At 72.4% G+C, this 21,565-nt stretch carries 14 protein-coding genes; 11 read left to right on the forward strand and 3 right to left on the reverse strand.

The features are described from left to right. Nucleotides 1-158: 158 nt before the first annotated feature. Nucleotides 159-3,095 (reverse strand): SARP-family global regulator AfsR, encoded by a 2,937-nt coding sequence (afsR, locus tag MOV08_RS24150; RefSeq protein WP_275308799.1) that lies wholly within the window; start codon nt 3,093-3,095, stop codon nt 159-161. Nucleotides 3,096-3,639: 544 nt separating this feature from the next. On the opposite strand from afsR, the gene MOV08_RS24155 reads away from it, so the two are divergent. The 7 genes from MOV08_RS24155 (at nt 3,640) to MOV08_RS24185 (ending at nt 13,430) form a co-directional block, all read left to right on the forward strand. Then, entirely contained in the window at nt 3,640-4,935 is a 1,296-nt protein-coding gene (locus tag MOV08_RS24155) for an amidohydrolase family protein (RefSeq protein ID WP_052286848.1), read from the forward strand. Nucleotides 4,936-5,099: 164 nt separating this feature from the next. Further along, nucleotides 5,100-6,050 (forward strand): TIGR03619 family F420-dependent LLM class oxidoreductase, encoded by a 951-nt coding sequence (locus MOV08_RS24160; RefSeq protein WP_275308800.1) that lies wholly within the window; start codon nt 5,100-5,102, stop codon nt 6,048-6,050. Nucleotides 6,051-6,164: 114 nt separating this feature from the next. Continuing rightward, nucleotides 6,165-6,950, forward strand: coding sequence for an SDR family NAD(P)-dependent oxidoreductase (locus MOV08_RS24165; protein ID WP_039635522.1), 786 nt, complete (start codon nt 6,165-6,167; stop codon nt 6,948-6,950). A 160-nt stretch (nt 6,951-7,110) separates the two neighbouring features. Further along, nucleotides 7,111-8,247 carry an LLM class flavin-dependent oxidoreductase gene (locus MOV08_RS24170; RefSeq protein ID WP_275308801.1) on the forward strand — a complete coding sequence of 379 codons (1,137 nt, stop codon included), beginning with the start codon at nt 7,111-7,113 and terminating at the stop codon, nt 8,245-8,247. A gap of 68 nt (nt 8,248-8,315) precedes the next feature. Further along, a complete protein-coding gene (locus MOV08_RS24175) occupies nt 8,316-10,055 on the forward strand; it encodes an N-acyl-D-amino-acid deacylase family protein (protein WP_275308802.1) in 1,740 nt (579 codons plus the stop codon). Next, nucleotides 10,052-11,533 carry an aldehyde dehydrogenase family protein gene (locus MOV08_RS24180; RefSeq protein WP_275308803.1) on the forward strand — a complete coding sequence of 494 codons (1,482 nt, stop codon included), beginning with the start codon at nt 10,052-10,054 and terminating at the stop codon, nt 11,531-11,533. Before MOV08_RS24175 ends, MOV08_RS24180 begins: the two co-directional genes overlap by 4 nt. A 310-nt stretch (nt 11,534-11,843) precedes the next feature. Beyond that, nucleotides 11,844-13,430 (forward strand): APC family permease, encoded by a 1,587-nt coding sequence (locus MOV08_RS24185; RefSeq protein WP_275308804.1) that lies wholly within the window; start codon nt 11,844-11,846, stop codon nt 13,428-13,430. A 311-nt stretch (nt 13,431-13,741) separates the two neighbouring features. Here the strand turns inward: MOV08_RS24185 and MOV08_RS24190 are convergent, their stop codons facing one another. Beyond that, complete coding sequence (locus MOV08_RS24190) at nt 13,742-15,259, reverse strand: CehA/McbA family metallohydrolase (protein WP_275308805.1); 1,518 nt, start codon at nt 15,257-15,259, stop codon at nt 13,742-13,744. Nucleotides 15,260-15,515: 256 nt separating this feature from the next. Here MOV08_RS24190 and MOV08_RS24195 point away from each other — a divergent pair, with 256 nt between their 5' ends. The 3 genes from MOV08_RS24195 (at nt 15,516) to MOV08_RS24205 (ending at nt 19,894) form a co-directional block, all read left to right on the forward strand. After that, nucleotides 15,516-16,340, forward strand: a complete 825-nt coding sequence (locus tag MOV08_RS24195) for a TIGR03619 family F420-dependent LLM class oxidoreductase (protein WP_275308806.1) — start codon at nt 15,516-15,518, stop codon at nt 16,338-16,340. 260 nt (nt 16,341-16,600) lie between these two features. Then, nucleotides 16,601-17,002, forward strand: a complete 402-nt coding sequence (locus tag MOV08_RS24200) for a VOC family protein (RefSeq protein ID WP_039635534.1) — start codon at nt 16,601-16,603, stop codon at nt 17,000-17,002. Between the two features lie 228 nt (nt 17,003-17,230). Next, on the forward strand, nt 17,231-19,894 hold the full coding sequence (locus MOV08_RS24205) for a bifunctional FO biosynthesis protein CofGH (RefSeq protein ID WP_275308807.1): 2,664 nt from the start codon (nt 17,231-17,233) through the stop codon (nt 19,892-19,894). A gap of 61 nt (nt 19,895-19,955) precedes the next feature. Here the strand turns inward: MOV08_RS24205 and MOV08_RS24210 are convergent, their stop codons facing one another. Next, entirely contained in the window at nt 19,956-20,210 is a 255-nt protein-coding gene (locus MOV08_RS24210) for a hypothetical protein (protein WP_039635538.1), read from the reverse strand. 231 nt (nt 20,211-20,441) lie between these two features. On the opposite strand from MOV08_RS24210, the gene MOV08_RS24215 reads away from it, so the two are divergent. Beyond that, nucleotides 20,442-21,563 (forward strand): ADP-ribosylglycohydrolase family protein, encoded by a 1,122-nt coding sequence (locus MOV08_RS24215; RefSeq protein WP_275308808.1) that lies wholly within the window; start codon nt 20,442-20,444, stop codon nt 21,561-21,563. Nucleotides 21,564-21,565 lie beyond the last annotated feature (2 nt).

A 21,565-nucleotide genomic window follows, 5' to 3' on the forward strand; every position in this document is an offset into this window, starting at 1 on the left:
CCCGTTGGTTGCCGGACGGGCATGCCTGGGCCGAACACCTTACGGTGGGGCCGCGTCACCGAGCCGCTTGCCCCCCGAGGCGGCGGTTCGATGTATAGAAGAGTGGCCCGCCGCGATGAACGATCGATAAACGTCCTTTGCAATGTCTCCGGCGGTGCTCAGGCCACCGTCGCGTGACGCAGGAGATCCTGCACTTCAGCGATCTCCGAAACACCTAGTCTTTCGTAGATGGCGAGGGCTTCCTCCCAGCAGGCCCGCGCCCGCCTGAGGTGTCCCAGTTCGTGGAGCGTGCGGCCGAGCAACAGCAGGACGTTGGCTCGCCACCACCCGCCGCCCAGGCCGCGCAGCGCGGTGAGGGCCTGCTCAGCGCTGGCGGCGGCCTGGGCGGGGCGGTGGTCGGCGAGGGAGATCTCCGCAAGCCGGAAGTGCGTCATCCCCACCCAGAACCGCTGCCTGCTCTCCTGGAATATCGTCAAGGCGTCGGTGAGTTGCGTGGTCGCCTCGTCCATGCGCTTGGCGCGGGCGAACGCGAGCCCCAGCGCGTACATGCCGTTCGCCAGCCGCCGTTGTGCCCCGAGCTCGCGGTAGATCGCGATACCGGTCTGGGCGAGCCGGATCGCGCTGTCCAGCCGTCCGGTGTCCATGTGGAGGCGGGAGAGGTTGCACAGCGCGCTCGCTTCGGACTGCTTGTTGCCGTCGTCACGGAAGGCGGAGAGTGCCTGCGTGAGGTATGCCTCGGCGTCGTCGTAACGATGCTTGGTGGTCGCGATGATGCCCCGGTCGTTCGGCGCGTAGGAAGAGGAGAACGGGTCCTCCGAGGCCACCCCCAGGAGCATCGCCGACTTGGCGTGTTCCTCGGCCTCGTCGAAGCGGCCGGCCAGGGTGTGGACGTTGGTGAGTGCCGTGTGGATGCGTGCCTCGGCGCGCTGGTCGCCGGCGTCGCGGGCGGCTGCGAGGAGGGCGATGTTGGTCTGCTCGTACTGCAGCGCGTCGGCACCCGATTCGGCGAGGTCCCGGGTCAGCAGCAGCAGGTCCACCGCACGCCGCACGGCACGGGGGCCCGTCGATTGCTGCGCGCAGGCCAAGATGCATCCCGCCTCGCTGAACAGCCACTCCAATGCCGAGGCACGGTCCGGGAATTCCAGCCCTGGATGGGTGACGCGCTCCATGTGCGCGATGAGGCGGTCGCCCGGGCGTTCCAGCTCGTACATCCGCGAGGCTGTCACGAGGTAGAAATCCAACAGCCTTGACAGTGCCGCCTCGTGCTCCGTCGGGGGGTGCTCGTCCCGCTCGGCGCAGGCCCGTGCGTAGAGCCGGACCAGGTCGTGGAAGCGGTAGCGGCCGGGCGCCGCCGACTCCAGGAGGGAGGCGTCGACGAGGGACTCGACCAGGTCCTCGGTGGAGACGGGGTCCAGATCGAGGAGCGCCGCCGCCGCGGTCAGCGAGATGTCCGGGCCGTCGGCCAGGCCCAGCAGCCGGAAGGCGCGGGCCTGCGCGGGCTCCAGCTGCTTGTAGCCCAGTTCGAAGGTGGCCTTCACCGCCAGGTCGCCGGCGCGGAGTTCGTCCAGCCGGCGGCGCTCGTCGGCGAGCTTGCTGGCGAGGGTGGAGACCGTCCAGGTGCGGCGGGCGGCCAGCCGGGACGCCGCGATGCGGATGGCCAGCGGCAGGAACCCGCAGGCGCCGACGACCGCCATGGCGGCCTGCCGCTCGGAGGTGACGCGCTCCTCGCCGACGATGCGGGTGAAGAGGGTCAGGGCCTCCTCGGGGCTCATCACATCGAGGTCGACCAGGTGGGCCGAGGCCAGATCGATCATCCGCGACCGGCTGGTGATCAGGGCCGCGCACCCCGCCGTACCGGGCAGCAGGGGCCGGACCTGGGCGGCGTCCCGGGCGTTGTCCAGCAGCGCCAGGACGCGCCGTCCGGCCAGCGCGGAGCGGTACAGCGCCGCCCGCTCCTCCAACCCGTCCGGGATGGCGGAGTCCGCGGTGCCCAGGGCGCGCAGGAAGGCGCCGAGCACCGCTTCCGGCTCGGCCGGGTTGTGTCCCGCGCCCTGGAGGTCGACGTAGAGCTGGCCGTCCGGGAAGTGCTCCCGGGCGGTGTGCGCGACGTGCACCGCCAGGGTGGTCTTGCCGACCCCGCCGATGCCGGCCACCGCGGAGACCGCCATCACGCTGCCCTCGGCCGTGGCCAGCTGGTCGCTGAGCTCGGTGACGAAGGCCGCCCGGCCGGTGAAGTCGGCGACCGTGGCGGGAAGTTGACGAGGCCGGACGAAGGTGGCCTCCGGCGAGCCGGGGTCGGCGGTGGCCGGGGCGTCCAGTTCGGCGTCGGCCCGCAGGATCCGCTGGTGGAGTTCGGAGAGCGAGGCGCAGGGGTCCACGCCCAGCTCGTCGGCGAGCAGCCGGCGGGTGTCCGCGTACACGGCGAGCGCCTCGGCCTGCCGGCCGCTGCGGTAGAGGGCCAGCATCAGCAGCTCCCGCAGCCGCTCGCGCAGCGGGTGCGCGGCGGTCAGCGCGGTGAGCTCGGAGACCGCCTCGGCGTGGCAGCCGGTCTCCAGGTCGAGGTCGAGGTGGGCCTCGGTCAACGACAGTTGCCACTCCTGGAGGCGGACCCGCTGGTTCTCGGCGTACGGGCCGGGGACCCCGGCCAACGGCTCGCCGTCCCACAGGTGCAGGGCGGCGTCGAGGAGTTCGCGGGCCCGGCCGCGGTCGCCGACGGCCTTGGCCTTCTCGGCCTCGGCGGCGAACTGCTCGGCGGTGTCGTGGTCGAGGTCCAGCGGGTGGCCGTCCACGGGCCGGAGGGCGTACCCGCCGGACTCGCTGACCAGGGCCTCCGCGTCGGCGCCGAGCGCCTTGCGGAGCCGGGAGGCGTATGTCCGCAGTGCGGCCAACGCGGCGTGCGGCGGTTCGTCGCCCCACAGGGCGTCGACGAGCTCGGGCGCGGTGGCGGTCCGGCCGCCGCGCAGCAGCAGCGCCGCGAGCAGGGCGCGCTGCTGCGGGGAACCCGCCGCCAGCGGCGTCTCGCCGCGCCAGGCCCGCACGGGACCGAGCACGGTGAAGCGGAGCCGCTCCCGCACCTGTCCCGGACCGTCGTCCATGGTGTCCCCCTGCCGTGTCCCGTCCGTCCGCGCTGTCTGGTCGTCCGTGCGTTTGCGCTGTGCGCAACGGTCAGTCTGCCTTGTCGCGGCCCTCTACGTCAGTAGGGGTCCGGAGCGTGCACAAAGCCTCCCCGTGCGGTGTGGTGGAGGTGGTGCCGCGCCCCGCAGGCTCCGTGGAGGGGAGCCCTCCGTTCCTTCCCGTCGACCGTGTCCGGGGGGCCGGCCGGCACGTTCGCCCTGCTCCACGCGGTGTTCCGTCCCGCTCGCCGCCTGTTTCCCTGTTCCGCCGGTCCGTTCGTCCGCCGCCCTTCCTGTGCACCGGCCACACACCGTGGCCCCTCTACCCGGGCCTTCGTGCAACATCCCCGACTGGCTGGTTTGTTTCTGCCAGTGGACCGGTACCGGCCGTCCGACCCGTCTGCCTCCATGCACCGGGAGACCGGCGGTTCTCCTCTTTCCCTCCCTTCCCACACGTCCGTTCGCCCCGTCACCTCCCTCGGCGGCATTGCTGACGGACCGTCAGATCGGCGCTACCGTGACGCCCATGGAGACCAAGCGGCTTACGGAACCCAGGCAAGGCAAGGAACCCGAGGAGGCCAAGAGGTCCGCGGGGGCCTTCCCCCGGATCATCTCGGTCGACGACCACACCGTGGAGCCCCCGACCGTCTGGCGGGACCGCCTCCCGTCGAAGTACCACGACACCGGCCCCCGCATCGTCCGCGCGCCACTGAAGGAAATGACCTTCGTCGGCGGCAAGTTCGCCCCCACGATGGGCTCCCCCGGTGACGACGGCCCGATAGCCGACTGGTGGGTCTACGAGGACCTGCGGCGCCCGCTGACCCGTCTGGACACCGCCGTCGGCTACTCCCGCGACGAGATCAGGCTGGAGGGCATCACCTACGAGCAGATGCGCCCCGGCTCCTACAGCGTCCCCGAACGCCTGGCCGACATGGACGTCAACCACGTCCAGTCCGCCCTCTGCTTCCCCACCTTCCCCCGCTTCTGCGGTCAGACCTTCACCGAGGCCAAGGACCGCGAACTGGGGCTGCTCGGGGTGCGCGCCTACAACGACTGGATGGTCGAGGAGTGGTGCGGCCCGGCGGCCGGCGGCCGGCTGATCCCGCTGACCCTCGTGCCCCTCTGGGACGCGGAGCTGGCCGCCGAGGAGGTGCGCCGCAACGCGGCCCGCGGCGTCCGTGCCGTCTGCTTCAGCGAGATCCCGCCCCACCTGGGGCTGCCCAGCATCCACACCGACTACTGGGACCCCTTCCTGCGGGCCTGTGACGAGACCGGCACGGTCATCGCCATGCACATCGGCTCGTCCTCGAAGATGCCGTCCACCTCGGCCGACGCGCCGCCCGCCGTCGGCTCCACGATCACCTTCGCCAACTGCTGCTTCTCGATGACCGACTGGCTGATGAGCGGCACGTTCGACCGCTTCCCGGACCTGAAGATCATGTACGCCGAGGGGCAGATCGGTTGGATCCCCTACATCCTGGAGCGCGCGGACGTCGTCTGGGAGGAGAACCGCGCCTGGGGCGGCGTCGCCGACAAGGTGCTCCGTCCGCCGTCCGAGCTCTTCGCCGGCCATGTCCACGGCTGCTTCTTCGACGACGCCTTCGGGCTGAAGAACCTCGACGCCATCGGCGTGGGCAACGTCCTCTACGAGACCGACTACCCGCACTCGGACTCCACCTGGCCGAAGTCGCGGCAGGTCGCCGAGGCCCAGATGTCCCACCTCGCCCCCGACGTCGTCGAGCGCATCGTCCGCGGCAACGCGATCGAACTGCTGGGGCTGACGGGTGAGGGGCTCTGGGGGCCGTCGGCGCCGACGCGCTGATCCCCGGCGGGGCGGCGCCTCGTGTCCCCGGCTGCGCGACGCCCCGTGTCCGCGGCGGCGTGGCGCCTGGTGGGTGCTCCCGGCCCTTGTGCGATGGGGCGTCAGCCCTCACCATGACCGCACCGATCGATAGGTGACGAGCCGTCAGATAGGTGGGTGCGGTCATGGTGCAGGTGCTGCCGCAGGGGCGGTTGGCGTACGGGATGCAGCTTCCGGTGCAGGCGCGGAGCACGCTCTTCGCGGAGGGGTGGGAGGCGTCGGCCGGGCCGGAGGACCTGGTGGCGGTGGCGCGGGCGGCGGACCGGGCCGGGTTCGCGTACGTCGCCTGCTGTGAGCACGTGGCGATCCCGCGGCGGCTGGCCGGGGCGATGGGGACCGCGTGGTACGACCCGGTGGCCACCCTCTCCTACCTGGCCGCCGCCACGGAACGGGTGCGGCTGCTGAGCCATGTGGCGGTGGTCGGGCTGCGGCATCCGCTGCTCGGCGCCAAGCAGTACGCGACGCTGGACCGGCTGTCCGGGGGGCGGCTGATCCTCGGGGTCGGCGCCGGGCACGTGCGGGAGGAGTTCGAGGCGGTCGGGGTGGACTTCGCGCGCCGGGGGGCGCTGCTGGACGAGACGATCGACGCGTTGAAGGTGGCGTTGGGGGAGGAGGAGTTCCCGGAGTTCAAGGGGGAGCACTTCGCGTTCGAGGGGCTGGGGCAGGCGCCGCGGCCGGTGCAGACGCCCCGCCCGCCGGTGTGGGTGGGGGGCTCGTCCCCGGCGGCGGTGCGGCGGGCCGCGATGCGGGGGGACGGCTGGCTGCCGCAGGGGGACCGGCGGGATCGGCTGCCGCGGCAGATCGCGACGCTGCGGAGGGTCCGGGCGGAGGCCGGGGTGGTCGAGCCGATCGAGATCGGGGCGATCGCGGAGCCGGTGTATGTGGGCGAGCCCGGGTGGGACGTGGGGCGGCGGACGCTGGCCGGGACGCCGGAGCGGATCGCCGGGTCGCTGCGCGAGTACGCGGCGATGGGGGTGCGGCAGATCCAGGTGCGGTTCCGCAGCCGCAGCCGCGCGGAACTGGTCGCGCAGATCGCGGCCTTCGGGGCCGAGGTCGGGCCGTTGCTGAACGACTGAGCGGCTGGGTGACTGAGCGGCTGGGCGGTTGGGCGGCTGAACGGCTGGGCGGCGGCCGGACGCGCGGGTGTGTGCGCGGGCCGCCCTTCGTACCGACATCACGGGAGCGCAGGCATGGGCAAGCTCGACGGCAGGGTCATCGTCATCACCGGGGCGGCGCGCGGCCAGGGGGAGCAGGAGGCGCGGCTCTTCGCGGCGGAGGGGGCGCGGGTGGTGCTCGGGGATGTGCTGGAGGAACCGGGGCAGGCGCTGGCCGCGGAACTGGGCGCGGAGCGGGCCCGGTTCGTGCCGCTGGACGTGGCGGAGGAGGGGGACTGGGCGGCGCTCGTCGAGGCCGCCGAGGAGGCGTTCGGGAAGATCGACGGGCTGGTGAACAACGCGGGGATCCTGCGGTTCAACGCGCTGGTGGACACCCCGTTGGAGGAGTTCCAGCAGGTGCTGTCGGTCAACCAGACCGGGTGTTTCCTGGGGATCCGGGCGGTGGCGCCCCGGATCGCGGCGGCCGGCGGCGGGACGATCGTCAACACCGCCTCGTACGCGGGGCTGACCGGGATGGCGTTCGTCGGGGCGTACGCCGCCACCAAGCACGCGGTGGTGGGGCTGACCCGGGTGGCGGCGCTGGAGTTGGCCGCCCAGGGGATACGGGTGAACGCGGTGTGCCCGGGGGCGGTGGACACACCGATGACCAATCCGGCCGCGCTGGATCCGTCGGCGGACCCGCAGGAGGCCGCGCGGGCGGTGGACGAGCTGTACCGGAAGCTGGTGCCGCTGGGGCGGATCGGACGGCCGGAGGAGGTGGCCCGGCTGGCGCTGTTCCTGTCGGGGGAGGACTCGTCGTACATCACGGGGCAGCCGTTCGTGATCGACGGGGGGTGGCTGGCGGGGGTGAGCCCGTTCTGAGCCTGCCGGGCGGTGCCCGTCGACGCCTTAACTGATGAGGCGTCAGGTTTGCCGGTTGCGGGTATTGACGGGTTCCGGTGCCGCTGGAACAGTCGGGACAGTGAAATCTGACGGTACGTCAGAAACAGCCGCAGCAGCGGATAAGGGACGGTGAACCCCCTTGGAATTCGGGCTCTTTGTGCAGGGCTACGTGCCCGCCGCGCGTGCGCAGGCCGACCCGGAGGCCGAGCACCACGCACTGATGGAGGAGACCGAGTACGTCATCCAGGCGGACAAGTCCGGCTTCAAATACGCCTGGGCCTCCGAGCACCACTTCCTGGAGGAGTACTCCCACCTCTCCGCCAACGACGTCTACCTCGGCTACCTCGCGCACGCGACCGAACGGATCCACCTCGGCTCGGGCATCTTCAACCCGCTCGCCCCGGTCAACCACCCGGTGAAGGTCGCCGAGAAGGTCGCCATGCTCGACCACCTCTCCGCCGGGCGGTTCGAGTTCGGCTCCGGCCGGGGCGCCGGCAGCCACGAGATCCTGGGGTTCCTGCCGGGCATCACCGACATGAACCACACCAAGGAGATCTGGGAAGAGACCATCGCGGAATTCCCCAAGATGTGGCTCCAGGACGAGTACCAGGGGTTCCGGGGCAGGCACTGGCAGCTGCCGCCCCGCAAGGTCCTGCCCAAGCCGTACGGGAGGTCGCACCCGGCGATGTGGTACGCGGCCGGGTCGCCGTCCTCGTACGCCATGGCCGGCAGGAAGGGACTGGGCGTCCTCGGCTTCAGCGTCCAGAAGGTCGCCGACATGGAGTGGGTCGTCGACTCCTACAAGAACGCGGTCAAGGACGCCGAACCGGTCGGCGACTTCGTCAACGACAACGTCATGGTGACCTCCACCGCCATCTGCGCCGAGACGCACCAGAAGGCCGTCCGGATCGCGGTCGGCGGCGGACTCAACTACCTCCAGTCGCTGCTCTTCCGCTACCACGACACCTTCCCGCGGCCCGACGGCATCCCGCAGTGGCCCGAACTGCTCCCGGAGTACACCGAGGAGATCATCGAGCTGCTGATCGCCGAGGAGCTGATGATCTGCGGCGACCCCGACGAGGTGCTGCGGCAGTGCAAGCGCTGGGAACAGGCCGGCGCCGACCAGCTCTCCTTCGGACTGCCGATCGGGGTCTCCTACGAGGACACCGTCAACACCATCAAGCTCATCGGCGAGCACGTCATCCCGAAGATCGACACCGACCCGGTGCACCGGACCACCCGCTTCCGGCAGGCGGCGGGAACCACGGCCGGCTGAACCCGACCCGCCCCGCGCGCCACCCGCCCGTCCCGCACGCGCCCCGCACCCGAGAGAGGACGCACGCCATGCTCGACCACCTCATCCAGGCCGCGACCGTCGTGGACGGCACGGGCGCGCCCGCCTTCGCGGCCGACGTCGGCATCCGGGACGGGCGGATCGCCGTGATCGCCGAACCCGGCACCGTCACCGAGGAGGCCGGCACGAGCGAGGACGCCCACGGACTGGTCCTCGCCCCCGGCTTCATCGACCCGCACACCCACTACGACGCCCAACTCTTCTGGGACCCCTACGCCACCCCGTCCCTCAACCACGGCGTGACCACCGTCGCCGGCGGCAACTGCGGCTTCACCCTCGCCCCCCTCCACCCCGACCGGCCCGAGGACGCCGACTACACCCGGCGGATGATGAGCAAGGTCGAGGGCATGTCGCTGGTCGCGCTCGAACAGGGCGCACCCTGGAACTGGCACACCTTCGGCGAATACCTCGACGCCCTGGAGGGCCGCATCGCGGTCAACGCCGGCTTCATGGTGGGGCACTGCGCACTCCGCCGCCACGCGATGGGCCCGGACGCGATCGGCGGAGCGCCCACCGACGCCCAACTCGACGCGATGCTCCGGCTGTTCCACGACGCGATGGACGCCGGGGCCTGGGGGCTGTCCACCACCCAGTCCGCCACCCACTCCGACGGCGACGGCAAACCCGTCGCCTCCCGGCACGCCCGCCCCGACGAACTGCTCGCGCTCTCCCGCGCCGTCGCCGAACACGAGGGAACCCAACTGGAGGCGATCGTCGCCGGCTGCCTGGACCGGTTCGACGACGACGAGATCGACCTGCTCGTCGCGATGTCCGCGGCGGCCGGCCGCCCACTGAACTGGAACGTGCTCACCATCGACGCCGCGGTCCCCGAACGCGTGCCCCGCCAACTCGTCGCCAGCGAACGGGCCCGCCGGGCCGGCGGCCGCATCGTGGCACTGACCATGCCGATCCTCACCCCGATGAACATGTCGCTGGGCACCTTCTGCGCCCTCAACCTCATCCCCGGCTGGGGCGAGATCCTCGGCCTCCCGGTGCCCGAGCGGATCGCCCGGCTCCGCGACGCCGACGTCCGCGCCGCGATGCTGCGCCGCGCGCACAGCAAGGAAGCCGGCGTCTTCCGGCGGCTCACCGACTTCGCCCGATACGTCATCGGGGACACCTACTCCGCCGCCAACAAGGGGCTGACCGGACGGGTGGTGCGGGACATCGCCGCCGAGCGCGGCCAGGACCCCTTCCACTGCCTGGTCGAGATCTGCGCCGACGACCAACTCCGCACCGTGCTCTGGCCGATGCCGACCGACAACGACCCGGACAGCTGGGACCTGCGCCGGCAGACCTGGCAGCACGAGGACGTCCTGCTCGGCGGCTCGGACGCCGGCGCGCACCTGGACCGGATGTGCGGCGCCCCGTACACCACCCGCTTCCTCGGCGACTGCCTGCGCGGACGCAGGCTCGTCGGACTGGAACAGGCGGTGCGGATGCTGACCGACGACCCGGCCCGGCTGTTCGGACTGCGCGAACGGGGCCGGATCACCGAGGGCCACCACGCCGACCTGGTGCTCTTCGACCCCGAGCGGATCGACGCGGGGGCCGCGACACTGGTGCACGACCTGCCCGGGGACAGCCCGCGGCTGGACTCCCGCGCGATCGGAGTGGTCAGCGTACGGGTCAACGGGGTGGAGACCATCCGGGACGACGTGGTGACCGGCGCGGTGCCCGGGACCGTACTGCGCTCGGGGCGGGACACGAGGACGGTGAGCACCAGGTGAGCACGGACGCGCGCACGACCGGGGCGGCGGAACAGCGGCTGTTCATCGGCGGGGAGTGGGTGGCACCCGAGGGCGGGTACTACGACGTGATCGACCCGGCCACCGAGGAGGTCGTCGCGCCCGCCCCGGAGGCGAGCCCGGCGCAGGTGGCGGCGGCCGTGGACGCGGCCCGGGACGCCTTCGACGGCTGGTCGCGGACCGCGCCCGAGGAGCGCGCGGCCGTCCTGGACCGCGCGGCGCGGGTGATCCGCCGGGAGTTCGCCGGCTACGCGGAGCTGGCGCAGGCCGAGAGCGGCGCGACGACCGGGACGGCGCGCGCCCTCCAGGTCGGGGTGTCCGCGGCCCGGTTCGAACGGTATGCCCGCGGCGCCCTGGAGCCGGTCGAGAGCGCGGTGCCGCCGCAGATCAACGCGGCGGGGCCGATAGGGGGCGGGGGCGTCTTCGGGGCGGTCGCGGTGCGCCGCCCGGTGGGCGTCGTCACCTGCATCACCTCGTACAACAACCCGTGGGCCAACCCGGCGGGCAAGGTCGCGCCGGCGCTGGCGATGGGCAACACGGTGGTGGTCAAGCCGGCCCCGCAGGACCCGCTGTCGGTGTACCGGATGGCCGAGGCGCTGGCCGAGGCCGGGGCCCCGCCCGGGGTGGTCAACGTCGTCAGCGGGGTGCGGCCGGAGGTCGGCGAGGCGGCGGTGGCCGCCGAAGGCGTGGACATGGTCAGCTTCACCGGCTCCACCGCGGTCGGCCGACGGATCGCCGAGGAGTGCGGCCGCGGGATGAAGCGACAGCTGATGGAGCTGGGCGGCAAGGGCGCGGCGCTGGTCTTCGACGACGCCGACCTGGCGTCCGCGGTGTCCGGGATCGGCACCACCTTCTCCTTCTACAGTGGCCAGATCTGCACCGCGCCGACCCGGGTACTGGCCCAGCGCGGGATCTACGAGCGCCTGGTGGCCGGTCTGGCGCGGTACGCGGAACAGCTGACCGTCGGCGACCCGCGGGATCCGGCCACGGTCGTCGGCCCGGTGATCTCCGCCGCGCACCGGGACCGCATCGAGGCGTACACGGCGCTGGCGGTGAAGGAGGGCGCGCGGCTGGTCACCGGGGGCGAGCGGCCGGGGCCGGAGCGCGGCTTCTATGTGGCGCCGACGCTCTTCGCGGACTGCACCAACGCGATGCGGGCGGTCCGCGAGGAGATCTTCGGGCCGGTGGTGACGGTGGTCCCCTTCGACGACGAGGAGGAGGGCATCGCGCTGGCCAACGACAGCGACTACGGGCTGCTGGACTACGTCTGGTCCGGCGATGTGGCCCGTGCCTTCCGGGTGGCGGGCCGGCTGCGGGCCGGCGGGGTCGGCGTCAACACCGTCGGGCGGAACATGGAGGCGCCGTTCGGCGGCTTCAAGCGCAGTGGCGTCGGGCGCGACGTCGGCTCGTACGCGCTGCACGCGTACAGCGAACTCCAGGCGATCGTCTGGCCGGGGTGAGGGTTCCTTCCGGGGCCGCGGCCGGGGGAGGCGACGCGGTGCGGACGGTGGTGGGGCTCGGGTGACGGTCCGGTGGCTGGAATGTGACGTTCGAAATTCGGACGGGAAAATTTAGAACCGGGGCAAAACGGGCGGTGCTGCGGTTCTCGCAATGCGGAAGGCTTTCGTCCCGCCCGTGAAGTCCAAGGTTCAACTCAAATTCTTCTTGTGAATGGACGTCTAGGGCGGCAGATCTTCCTGCGGAGTGAAGTCGAGTGGACCGGAGGGCGATCTTCCGGATGCGAAAACAGCAGCACTTAACGTCCTGTTCATGGTTCAGGTAGACCCCCGGCCCCAGACCGGAGACACGGTAACGAGCGTCGCCGCTACCACCAGCAGCCCCCACGGCGGCGCCGGCGACACCCGGAGCAAGGGCCTCAGCGGCAACTCCGTCGGCCTGCTCGGCAGCGCGGTCATCGGCATCTCCACCGTCGCTCCCGTCTACTGCCTCACCTCCACGCTCGGCCCCACCGTCGGCGAGGTCGGCGTGCAGATGCCCGCCGTCTTCCTGGCCGGGTTCCTGCCGATGCTGCTGGTCGCCTTCGCCTACCGCGAGCTGAACAAGGCCGTCCCCGACTGCGGCACCTCCTTCACCTGGACCGTCAAGGCATTCGGGCCGCGGGTCGGCTGGATGTGCGGCTGGGGCCTGGTGATCGCCACGATCATCGTGCTCTCCAACCTCGCCGGCGTCGCCACCTCGTTCTTCTACCTCCTGCTCGGCGAACTCACCGGCTCGCCCACCGTCGCGGCCCTGGACCACAACCGGATCGCCCACGTCCTGACCTGCCTGGCCTTCATCGCCATCGCCACCGCCATCAGCTACCGCGGAATGACCGCCACCAAGGGCGTCCAGTACACCCTCGTCGGCCTCCAACTCGCCGTCCTCGCCGTCTTCGTGGCGATGGCCGTGACCAAGGCGCGCTCCGGGGACCTCACCGGCTCCCTGCACTTCTCCTGGAGCTGGCTCGACCCCTTCGCGGTCAAGTCCTTCTCCTCCTTCACCGCCGGACTCTCCCTCTCGATCTTCATGTTCTGGGGCTGGGACACCTGCCTGACGGTGAACGAGGAGACCGCCGGCAGCGAGAAGACACCCGGCCGCGCCGCCCTGCTCGCGATGCTCGTACTGATCGGTTCCTACCTGCTCACCGCCGTGGGCTCCCAGATGTTCGCCGGCGTCGGCGGCAAGGGACTCGGCCTCGGCAACCCGCGCACCGCCGACAACGTCTTCGCCGCCCTCGCCAACCCCGTCATGGGCACCGTGCTCGGCGTCCTGCTCTTCGTCGCGGTCCTCGCCTCGGCCGCGGCCAGCCTGCAGACCACCTTCATCCCCGTCGCCCGGACCGTCCTGGCGATGAGTACGTACGAGGCGCTGCCGGCCTCCTTCGCCACGATCCACCCGCGCTTCCGCTCCCCGGGCCGGGCCACCGTCGCCGCCGGCGCCGCCACCGGCGTCTTCTACGCCGTGATGAGCTTCATCAGCGAGAACGTGCTGATCGACACCATCTACGCGCTGGGCCTCATGATCTGCTTCTACTACTCGATCACGGCCTTCGCCTGCGCCTGGTTCTTCCGCCGCGAGCTGCGCAACTCCGTCCGCGACCTCTTCCTCAAGGGCGTCTTCCCGCTGCTGGGCGGACTGCTGCTGGCGTCGGTCTTCGCCAAGACGCTGCTCGACATGTGGAACCCCGCATACGGATCGGGCAGTTCGGTCTTCGGCATCGGCTCGGTGTTCCTCATCGGCGTCGGCCTGCTCCTCCTCGGCGTCGTGCTCATGCTGGCCATGCAACGCCGCAACCCGGCCTTCTTCCGCGGCGAGATCCTCACCCGGGCCACGCCGGCGCTGGTGGTCGAGGACTAGCCGGAGGGGGCCGGGGCCCCTCCCCCCACCCCGCCCCCTCCCCACCCCACCCCACCTCAGCCCGAGGAACCGGGCAGGTTCGGACCAGCCCAAGGCACCCCACGGCACCTCAAGGCACCTCAAGGCACCCCACGGCAGCTCAAGGCGCAGGCACCTACAGAACCCACGGCACCCACGGCACCCTCGGCGTCAAGGACCGCCCCGAGTCGGCCGGGCCCGTCCAGGCCGGCACTGGGACGCCCCGGACCGGTCAGCACCGGGGCCATCGAACCCGGCCACTTCCCAAGGTCAGCTCATCGACGGCCGTTCGATCACCTCCGTCCCAGGAAGATCGGGTTCGTGAGCGCCGCCATCGGGCCCGGGAGGTCCGTGGTCGACGACGGGTGGCGTATTTCGGCGCGTAGGTAGGCGGCGTTGTCGGGGGTGGTCCGCCAGGTGATCGTGCCCGCGCCGGAGGGCGGCAGCGGGGCGGTGTGGCGGCGGCCCTGGTCGGTGACGAAGGAGGCCGTGCAGCCGGGCACGCCGGAGACCGTCAGCCGGGCGGTGACCGCGGACGTCCCGGGCACCGCCAGGCGCTCGCCGATCCCGGTGTGTTCGCCGCGCTCTCCCGAGACGGTGAGCGCAAGGTCGACCCCGGAGGATTCGGCGATCCAGACCCGGCCCGCCCGGATGCCGTCCTGGAGAGCGCGGCGCGAGAGGTCGTCGGCCAGCACGACCGTCTGCGGGAGGCCGACCACATCCGGATCGCGGTGCGCGTCGCTGTGCCCGACCGCGGGCAGCCAGGCGCCGCCGCCCCTGGCGTGGGCGACCAGGGTGTTGTCCCACTCGGCGAGGGTGATCTCGTCGTCCGGACCGTAGGGGCCGTTCCACACCTCGACCGCGTCGGCGTCGTTCAGCCCGAACTTCCAGTTGCAGCCGACGCAGGTGGCGTGCGGATGCGCCGGGATGACCAGGCCGCCGGCCCGGCGGATGGCGCGGGCGTAGCGGCCGAAGGCGTTGTCCCGCGCGCGGTAGCGCCAGTCGATGAAGACTTCGGGATCGGTGCCCATCGCCACCACGTGCCCATTGCGGGTGGTGACCTCCTCGCCGGTCAGGATCAGCAGGTCGTCGCCCCACAGCCCCTCCCAGGCGCGGTGGGCGGCGGTGGTGTTGTGCTCGGTGGTGGTGATGAAGTCCAGCCCGGCGGCCCGGGCCAGCGCCGCGATCTGGGCCGGGGTGCGCTTGCCGTCCGAATAGACGGAGTGCAGGTGGTTGTCCCCGCGGTACCAGGCCCGGCCGCGGCCCCGGGCCCGCTCCGGCGGGTGGACGGGCGTCGGGGTCGTCCCCGGGGCGCCGTGCCGCAGGGTGACGGTGACCTCGTAGTCCAGGCCCTGCGGGGCGACGGTGTACGGGCCGAGGGCGATGTGCCACGTGCCGGCGTTGACGGGGCCCGGGAGGTAGCCCGGGGTGGCGTCGTCGGCGCGCAGGAAGAACTCCGTCCGCGCCCCGCCGGACCAGCCGCGGAAGCCCGCGTCGCCCAACTCCGTGCCGCGCTCGTCGAAGATGCCGATGTCGCAGGCGTTCCCCGCGGTGCCCTCGGGCACGGTCGGCTTGTCGTAGCGGTAGGCGACCGCGATCTCCCGTACGCCGTGCGGGATGTCCACCGGCAGATAGACGAAGTCCGGTGCGCCGACGGGCAGATGGCCGGTGACCGTGCGGGTCTGCTCGGCCGATCCGCCGCCGGTGGGCCCGGCGGCCGGCGCCGCCTCGGCGAAGCTGACCCGGCCGAGCGTCAGTGCGCCCGCCGCGCCGGCCGCCGCCGACAGTTTCAGCACCTCGCGTCGTTCCATTTCCGTCCCCCTGCCGTCGTCGAGCTTCCTTCCCGCCGCGGCCGGTCCGCCGCGGAACGCGGTGCGTGCGCGCGCCAGCCGTCCGCCGCGTGCCGCCCTCGTGTCGTCACCCCGCGTCGTTCCGCGGTGTGAAAACTGTTCTACGCGCGTGTGACACGCGGCAAAAGCCCTGTGGATAACTCGTCGACGGTGCGGCAACATGCGGTCACTCCAACCGCCCGACCGCCCCCAACGCCCGACGCGGAGGTACGCCAGCATGCGGATCGCGACCACGATCTTCCTGACCGACGAGACGATCCGGCCGGTCCGGCTGGCCCACGAGCTGGAACAGCGCGGATTCGACGGGCTGTATCTGCCCGAGCACACCCACATCCCCGTCTCCCGGGACACCCCGGCCCCCATGGGCGAGCCGCTGCCCCGTGAGTACGGCCGCACCCTCGACCCGTTCGTGGCCCTCGGCCAGGCCGCCGCGGTCACCGAACGGCTCCGCGTGGGTACCGGCATCACCCTGGTCGCCCAGCATGACCCGATCGACCTCGCCAAGCAGGTCGCGACCCTGGACCACCTCTCCGACGGTCGTCTCACCCTCGGCGTCGGCTACGGCTGGAACGTCGAGGAGGCCGCCGACCACGGGGTGCACTGGTCGACCCGGCGGGCGCTGGTCCGCGACCGGCTGGCGCTGATGCGCGCCCTGTGGGCCGACGAACCCACGGCCTACGAGGGCGCGTTCGGCTCCGTGCGGGCCTCCTTCGCCCACCCCAAGCCGGCCGGTGGCGCGCCGCGCATCCTGCTGGGCGGCGCGGCCGGCCCCAAGCTCCTGGCGGAGATCGCGGCCGCCGCGGACGGCTGGCTGCCCGTCGGCGGCCGTGGCCTGTCGGAGGCCCTCCCGGCCCTGCGGCGCGCCTGGCAGGACGCCGGGCGCGCGGGCGAGCCGGAGGTGGTGCCGTACGCGGTCCGTCCTACGCCCGGCAAGCTGGCGCACTACCAGGAACTGGGGCTGCCGGAGGTGGTCCTCCAGTTGCCGTCGGCCGGCGAGGCGGAGATCCTGCGCACCCTGGACGACTTCGCGCAGTATCTGTGAGGGGCGCGCCCCGCCCACTCCCCGTGAGCCGCGGCCACCCCGGGTAAGCACCGCACGGGGCCATCCCGATAGGCCCCGACCCTGGCCCCGGCCCTGATCCACCGGGCCGCCCTAGGACCATCGGCCTACGGCGTGCCCCGCAGGGGCGGTACCGCAGACCGATCCGGCCCGGTGCCGCCGGGCGTAACGTCGTGGGTGAAGGCACTACGGACCGCTTCCCGAGGGCGTTCCGTCGAGCTCTCGGAGACCTAGGAGACGCCATGCCCAGCCTCGACCACACGATCGTGCACAGCAAGGACCGTTTCGCCTCTGCCCGTTTCCTCGCGGACCTGATGGACGCCCCCGAACCCAAGGCGTTCGGCCCGTTCGCGGCGCTCAAACTGGACAACGGGGTGACCCTCGATTTCGCGGAGCACGTCGCCGGCGGCCGGGAGTTCGTCGCCACGCACTACGCGTTCCTGGTGACGGAGGAGGAGTTCGACGGGATCTTCTCCCGCATACAGGAGCGCGATCTGCCCTACTGGGCCGACCCGCTGCACTCCAAGCCGCAGCAGATCAACCACCACGACGGCGGGCGGGGCCTGTACGTCGACGACCCCGACGGCCACAGCATGGAGTTCCTGACCCGGACCTACTCCGAGGAACTGCTGACCTCCCTCTGACCGCGCCGCCGACAGCCGCGCACGCCCGACCGGTCCGGCTCGCCCGGGCCGGTTCGCCGGCATGCCCGTGGGCGGCCGGCAGGTGGTGCCCACGGGCGGCCGCCGGATGGTGCCCCGAAGGCGCCGCGAACCCCCCGGAGGAAACCTCCGTTTCACGTGACCAGCGGCACATCACCGGCTCCGTCTCCGGCGGCCGAGTTGTCGGTGGGCGCTCGTATGCTCGGGGGCATGACTTCCAGCGCGCAGGGATCTGACCAGGGGCCCGACCGGGGATCTGACCAGGCATCGGGCCGGGGCGCCCAGAGCGGGGCGGCCCCGCGGCCGACCGCCAACGCGATGCGCCGGGCGCTCAAGCGGGCCCGGGACGGCGTGGCGCTGGACGTCACCGAGGCCGCGGTGCTCCTCCAGGCGCGCGGCGAGGACCTCACGGACCTGTGCGCTTCGGCGGCCCGGGTGCGCGACGCGGGCCTGGAGGCCGCCGGTCGCCCCGGCGTCATCACGTACTCCAAGAGCGTCTTCATCCCCCTGACGCGCCTGTGCCGCGACAAGTGCCACTACTGCACCTTCGCCACCGTCCCCGGCAAGCTCCGCCGGGCCGGCCACGGGATGTTCATGTCGCCGGACGAGGTGCTGGCCATCGCCCGCCGCGGTGCCGAACTCGGCTGCAAGGAAGCCCTGATCACCCTCGGCGACAAGCCCGAGGAGCGGTGGCCCGAGGCGCGCGAGTGGCTGGAGGCCGAAGGGTACGACGACACCATCGCCTACGTCCGCGCCATCGCGATCCGCATCCTGGAGGAGACCGGGCTGCTGCCCCACCTCAATCCCGGCGTGATGTCCTGGACGGACTTCCAGCGGCTCAAGCCGGTCGCCCCGTCGATGGGCATGATGCTGGAGACCACCGCCGAGCGCCTGTGGAGCGAGCCCGGCGCCCCGCACTACGGTTCGCCCGACAAGGAGCCCGCCGTCCGGCTGCGCGTCCTGGAGGACGCCGGGCGCAGCTCCGTGCCGTTCACCAGCGGCCTGCTGATCGGCATCGGGGAGACCTACGAGGAGCGCGCCGCATCGCTGTTCGCGCTGCGCCGGATCTCCCGTGCCTACCACGGCATCCAGGAACTGATCCTGCAGAACTTCCGCGCCAAGCCGGACACCGCGATGCGCGGGATGCCCGACGCCGAGTTGGACGAGCTGGTCGCCACCGTGGCCGTCGCCCGGCACATCATGGGCCCGTCCGCCTGCCTCCAGGCGCCGCCCAACCTGGTGGACGGGGAGTACGGCCGGCTGATCCGGGCCGGCATCGACGACTGGGGCGGCGTCTCCCCGCTCACCCCGGACCACGTCAACCCCGAGCGCCCCTGGCCCCAGATCGACGCGCTCGCCGAGAAGTCCACCGCCGAGGGCTTCCGCCTGCGCGAACGCCTCGCGGTCTACCCGGAGTTCGTCCAGCGCGGCGAGCCCTGGCTGGACCCCCGGCTGCGGCCGCACGTCACCGCCCTCGCCGACCCGGAGACCGGGCTGGCCCGGGAGGACGCCGTGGTGGCGGGCCTCCCCTGGCAGGAGCCCGACGAGGGCTTCGTCTCCTCCGGGCGCACGGACCTGCACCGCACCATCGACACCGAGGGCCGCACGGCCGACCGCCGGGACGACTTCGACGAGGTCTACGGCGACTGGGAGGCGCTGCGCGAGGCCGCCGCGCCCGGCATGGTGCCCTCCCGCCTCGACGCCGACGTCCGGCTGGCCCTCTCGCAGGCCGCCGACGACCCGACCGGGCTCACCGACGACGAGGCGCTCGCCCTGCTGCACGCCGACGGTCCGGCGCTGGACGCGCTCTGCCGGATCGCCGACGACCTGCGCCGCGCCACGGTCGGCGACGACGTCACCTACATCGTCACCAGGAACATCAACTTCACCAACGTCTGCTACACCGGCTGCCGCTTCTGCGCCTTCGCCCAGCGCCGCACGGACGCCGACGCCTACACCCTCTCCCTCTCCCAGGTCGCCGACCGCGCCCAACAGGCGTGGGACGTGGGCGCGGTGGAGGTCTGCATGCAGGGCGGCATCCACCCCGACCTGCCCGGCACGGCGTACTTCGACATCGCCCGCGCCGTGAAGGAGCGGGTCCCGGGCATGCACGTGCACGCCTTCTCGCCGATGGAGGTGGTCAACGGGGCGACCCGCACCGGCCTGTCCATCCGGGAGTGGCTGTCCGAGGCCAAGGCCGCCGGTCTGGACAGCATCCCCGGCACCGCCGCCGAGATCCTCGACGACGAGGTCCGCTGGGTCCTCACCAAGGGCAAACTCCCCACCGCCACCTGGGTCGAGGTCATCAAGACCGCCCACGAGCTGGGCATCCGCTCCTCGTCGACGATGATGTACGGCCATGTGGACCAGCCCCGCCACTGGCTCGGCCACCTCCGGCTGCTGGCGCAGATCCAGCAGTCCGCGGAGGCCAAGGGCGTGGAGGGCTTCACCGAGTTCGTCACCCTGCCCTTCATCCACACCAACGCCCCCGTCTACCTCGCAGGCATCGCCCGCCCCGGCCCCACCACCCGCGACAACCGCGCGGTGACGGCGATGGCCCGGATCCTGCTCCACCCGCACATCACCAACATCCAGACCAGTTGGGTGAAGCTGGGCACCGAGGGCGCCGCGGAGATGCTGCGCTCCGGCGCCAACGACCTCGGCGGCACCCTGATGGAGGAGACCATCTCCCGTATGGCAGGTTCGAGTTACGGCTCCTACCGCTCCCTCCAGGACCTGATCGGCATCGCCGAGCTCGCCGGCCGCCCGGCCCGCCCCCGGACGACGACCTACGGCGACGTCCCCGAGGAGCGCCAGGCCGCCGCACTGGCCTCGGACGGCCACCTGCCGGAGCTGCTGCCCGTCGTGGAGTAGCGGCGGCGGGCCCGGATCCGGCCGGGCGGGGGAGTCGCACCCCGCCCGGCCGCCCCACGGCTCATTCCCCGCTGTGCTCCGCCTCGTGCTGGAGGATGCACTGCTGCCACTGCGACAGTGCCTCCGCGCGGTCCCCGCCGGCGTCCTGGGCGGCGACGATCAGGGCATCCGCGGCCATCGCGGCCAGTCGCACCGCGACATGGCACACATCGCGCTGGGGGAGCGGCCGAAGGAGTTCCACCGCGCCGTCGCTGTCGCCGGACAGGGCCGAGGCGACGACGGCCATGGTGGTGCGATCCCACTCGTACTCGGACATGGTGAGAGCATGCCCAGTGGACGGCACGGCCATCATCGAACGCCCGGTCGGAGAAGAAACCCGCCAGCCGCCGTGCCGGGACGGGCGGTGGGCCGTCTCTTTCGTCACATCACGATACGAACCTGATGCAAACCCGGCCCAGTTTCGATCATTCTCGGTCGATACAGTGCTGTGCCAGGGGCGTCCGCCAGGCCCCGGGACCGTCGAGGCCGAGCGGAGCGAGGTGTGGACATGAGCGCAGCGGCAGGCGGCGCCGCCATCTGGGGCCGCGCCGAGCAGCAGGACTTCCGCAGCCGGGTGCGCGGCTGCCTGCTGGGCGGCGCGATCGGCGACGCGCTCGGCGCGGCCGTCGAGTTCGACTCGCTGGACGCGATCCGCGAGGCGCACGGCCAGGACGGCGTGACCACCCTGGTGCCCGCCTTCGGGCGCCGCGGCGCGGTCACCGACGACACCCAGATGACGCTCTTCACCGTGGACGGCCTGATCCGCGCCCAGGTCCGCCGCGACACCGGCGCCTGGCACCCGCCCACCGACCTGCACCGCGCCTACCTCCGCTGGGCCGCCACCCAGCGCGACTGGGGCCCCGACGAGCGCAAGGAGGAGGACGGCTGGCTCGCCCGCGAGGAGTGGCTCTACGCCCGCCGGGCACCCGGCCGGGCCTGCCTGAGCGGCCTCGGCGACGAGGTGATGGGCACCCTCGACCAGCCGAAGAACCCGGACTCCAAGGGCTGCGGCGCGGTGATGCGCTCCGCGCCGTTCGGCCTGCTCGTCGGCTGGGAGCCGCAACTGGTCTTCCAGCTCGCCGCCGAATGTGCCGCGCAGACCCACGGCCACCCCACCGGCTACCTCGCGGCCGGCGCGTTCGCCGTGATCAGCCATGCCCTGGCGCGCGGCGAGGACCTCGACAGCGCCGTGCAGAAGTCCCTGGCCCACCTCGCCACCCGCCCCGACCACGAGGAGACCACCGACGCCCTCAAGCGCGCGCTGGGCGCCGTCCGGCAGGGCATGCCGACCCCCGCCCGGGTCGAGTCGCTGGGCGAGGGCTGGACCGCCGAGGAGGCCCTGTCCATCGGCGTGTACTGCGCCCTGGTCGCCGAGGACGTCCGGCACGGCCTGCTGCTCGCCGTCAACCACGGCGGCGACAGCGACTCCACCGGCTCCATCTGCGGCAACCTCCTGGGCACCCTGCACGGTGAGACCGCGCTCCCCCCGGACTGGCTGGTGGAGGTGGAGGGCCGCCCCACCATCCTCCAACTCGCCGACGACTTCGCCATGGAGATGACCCAGGGCCCCGCCCTCCACGGGCCCGCGGGCTCCGCCCCCGGTTGGCTGGCCCGCTACCCGCGCGCCTGAGG

Source organism: Streptomyces yunnanensis (assembly GCF_029011865.1).
Taxonomy (GTDB): domain Bacteria; phylum Actinomycetota; class Actinomycetes; order Streptomycetales; family Streptomycetaceae; genus Streptomyces; species Streptomyces yunnanensis.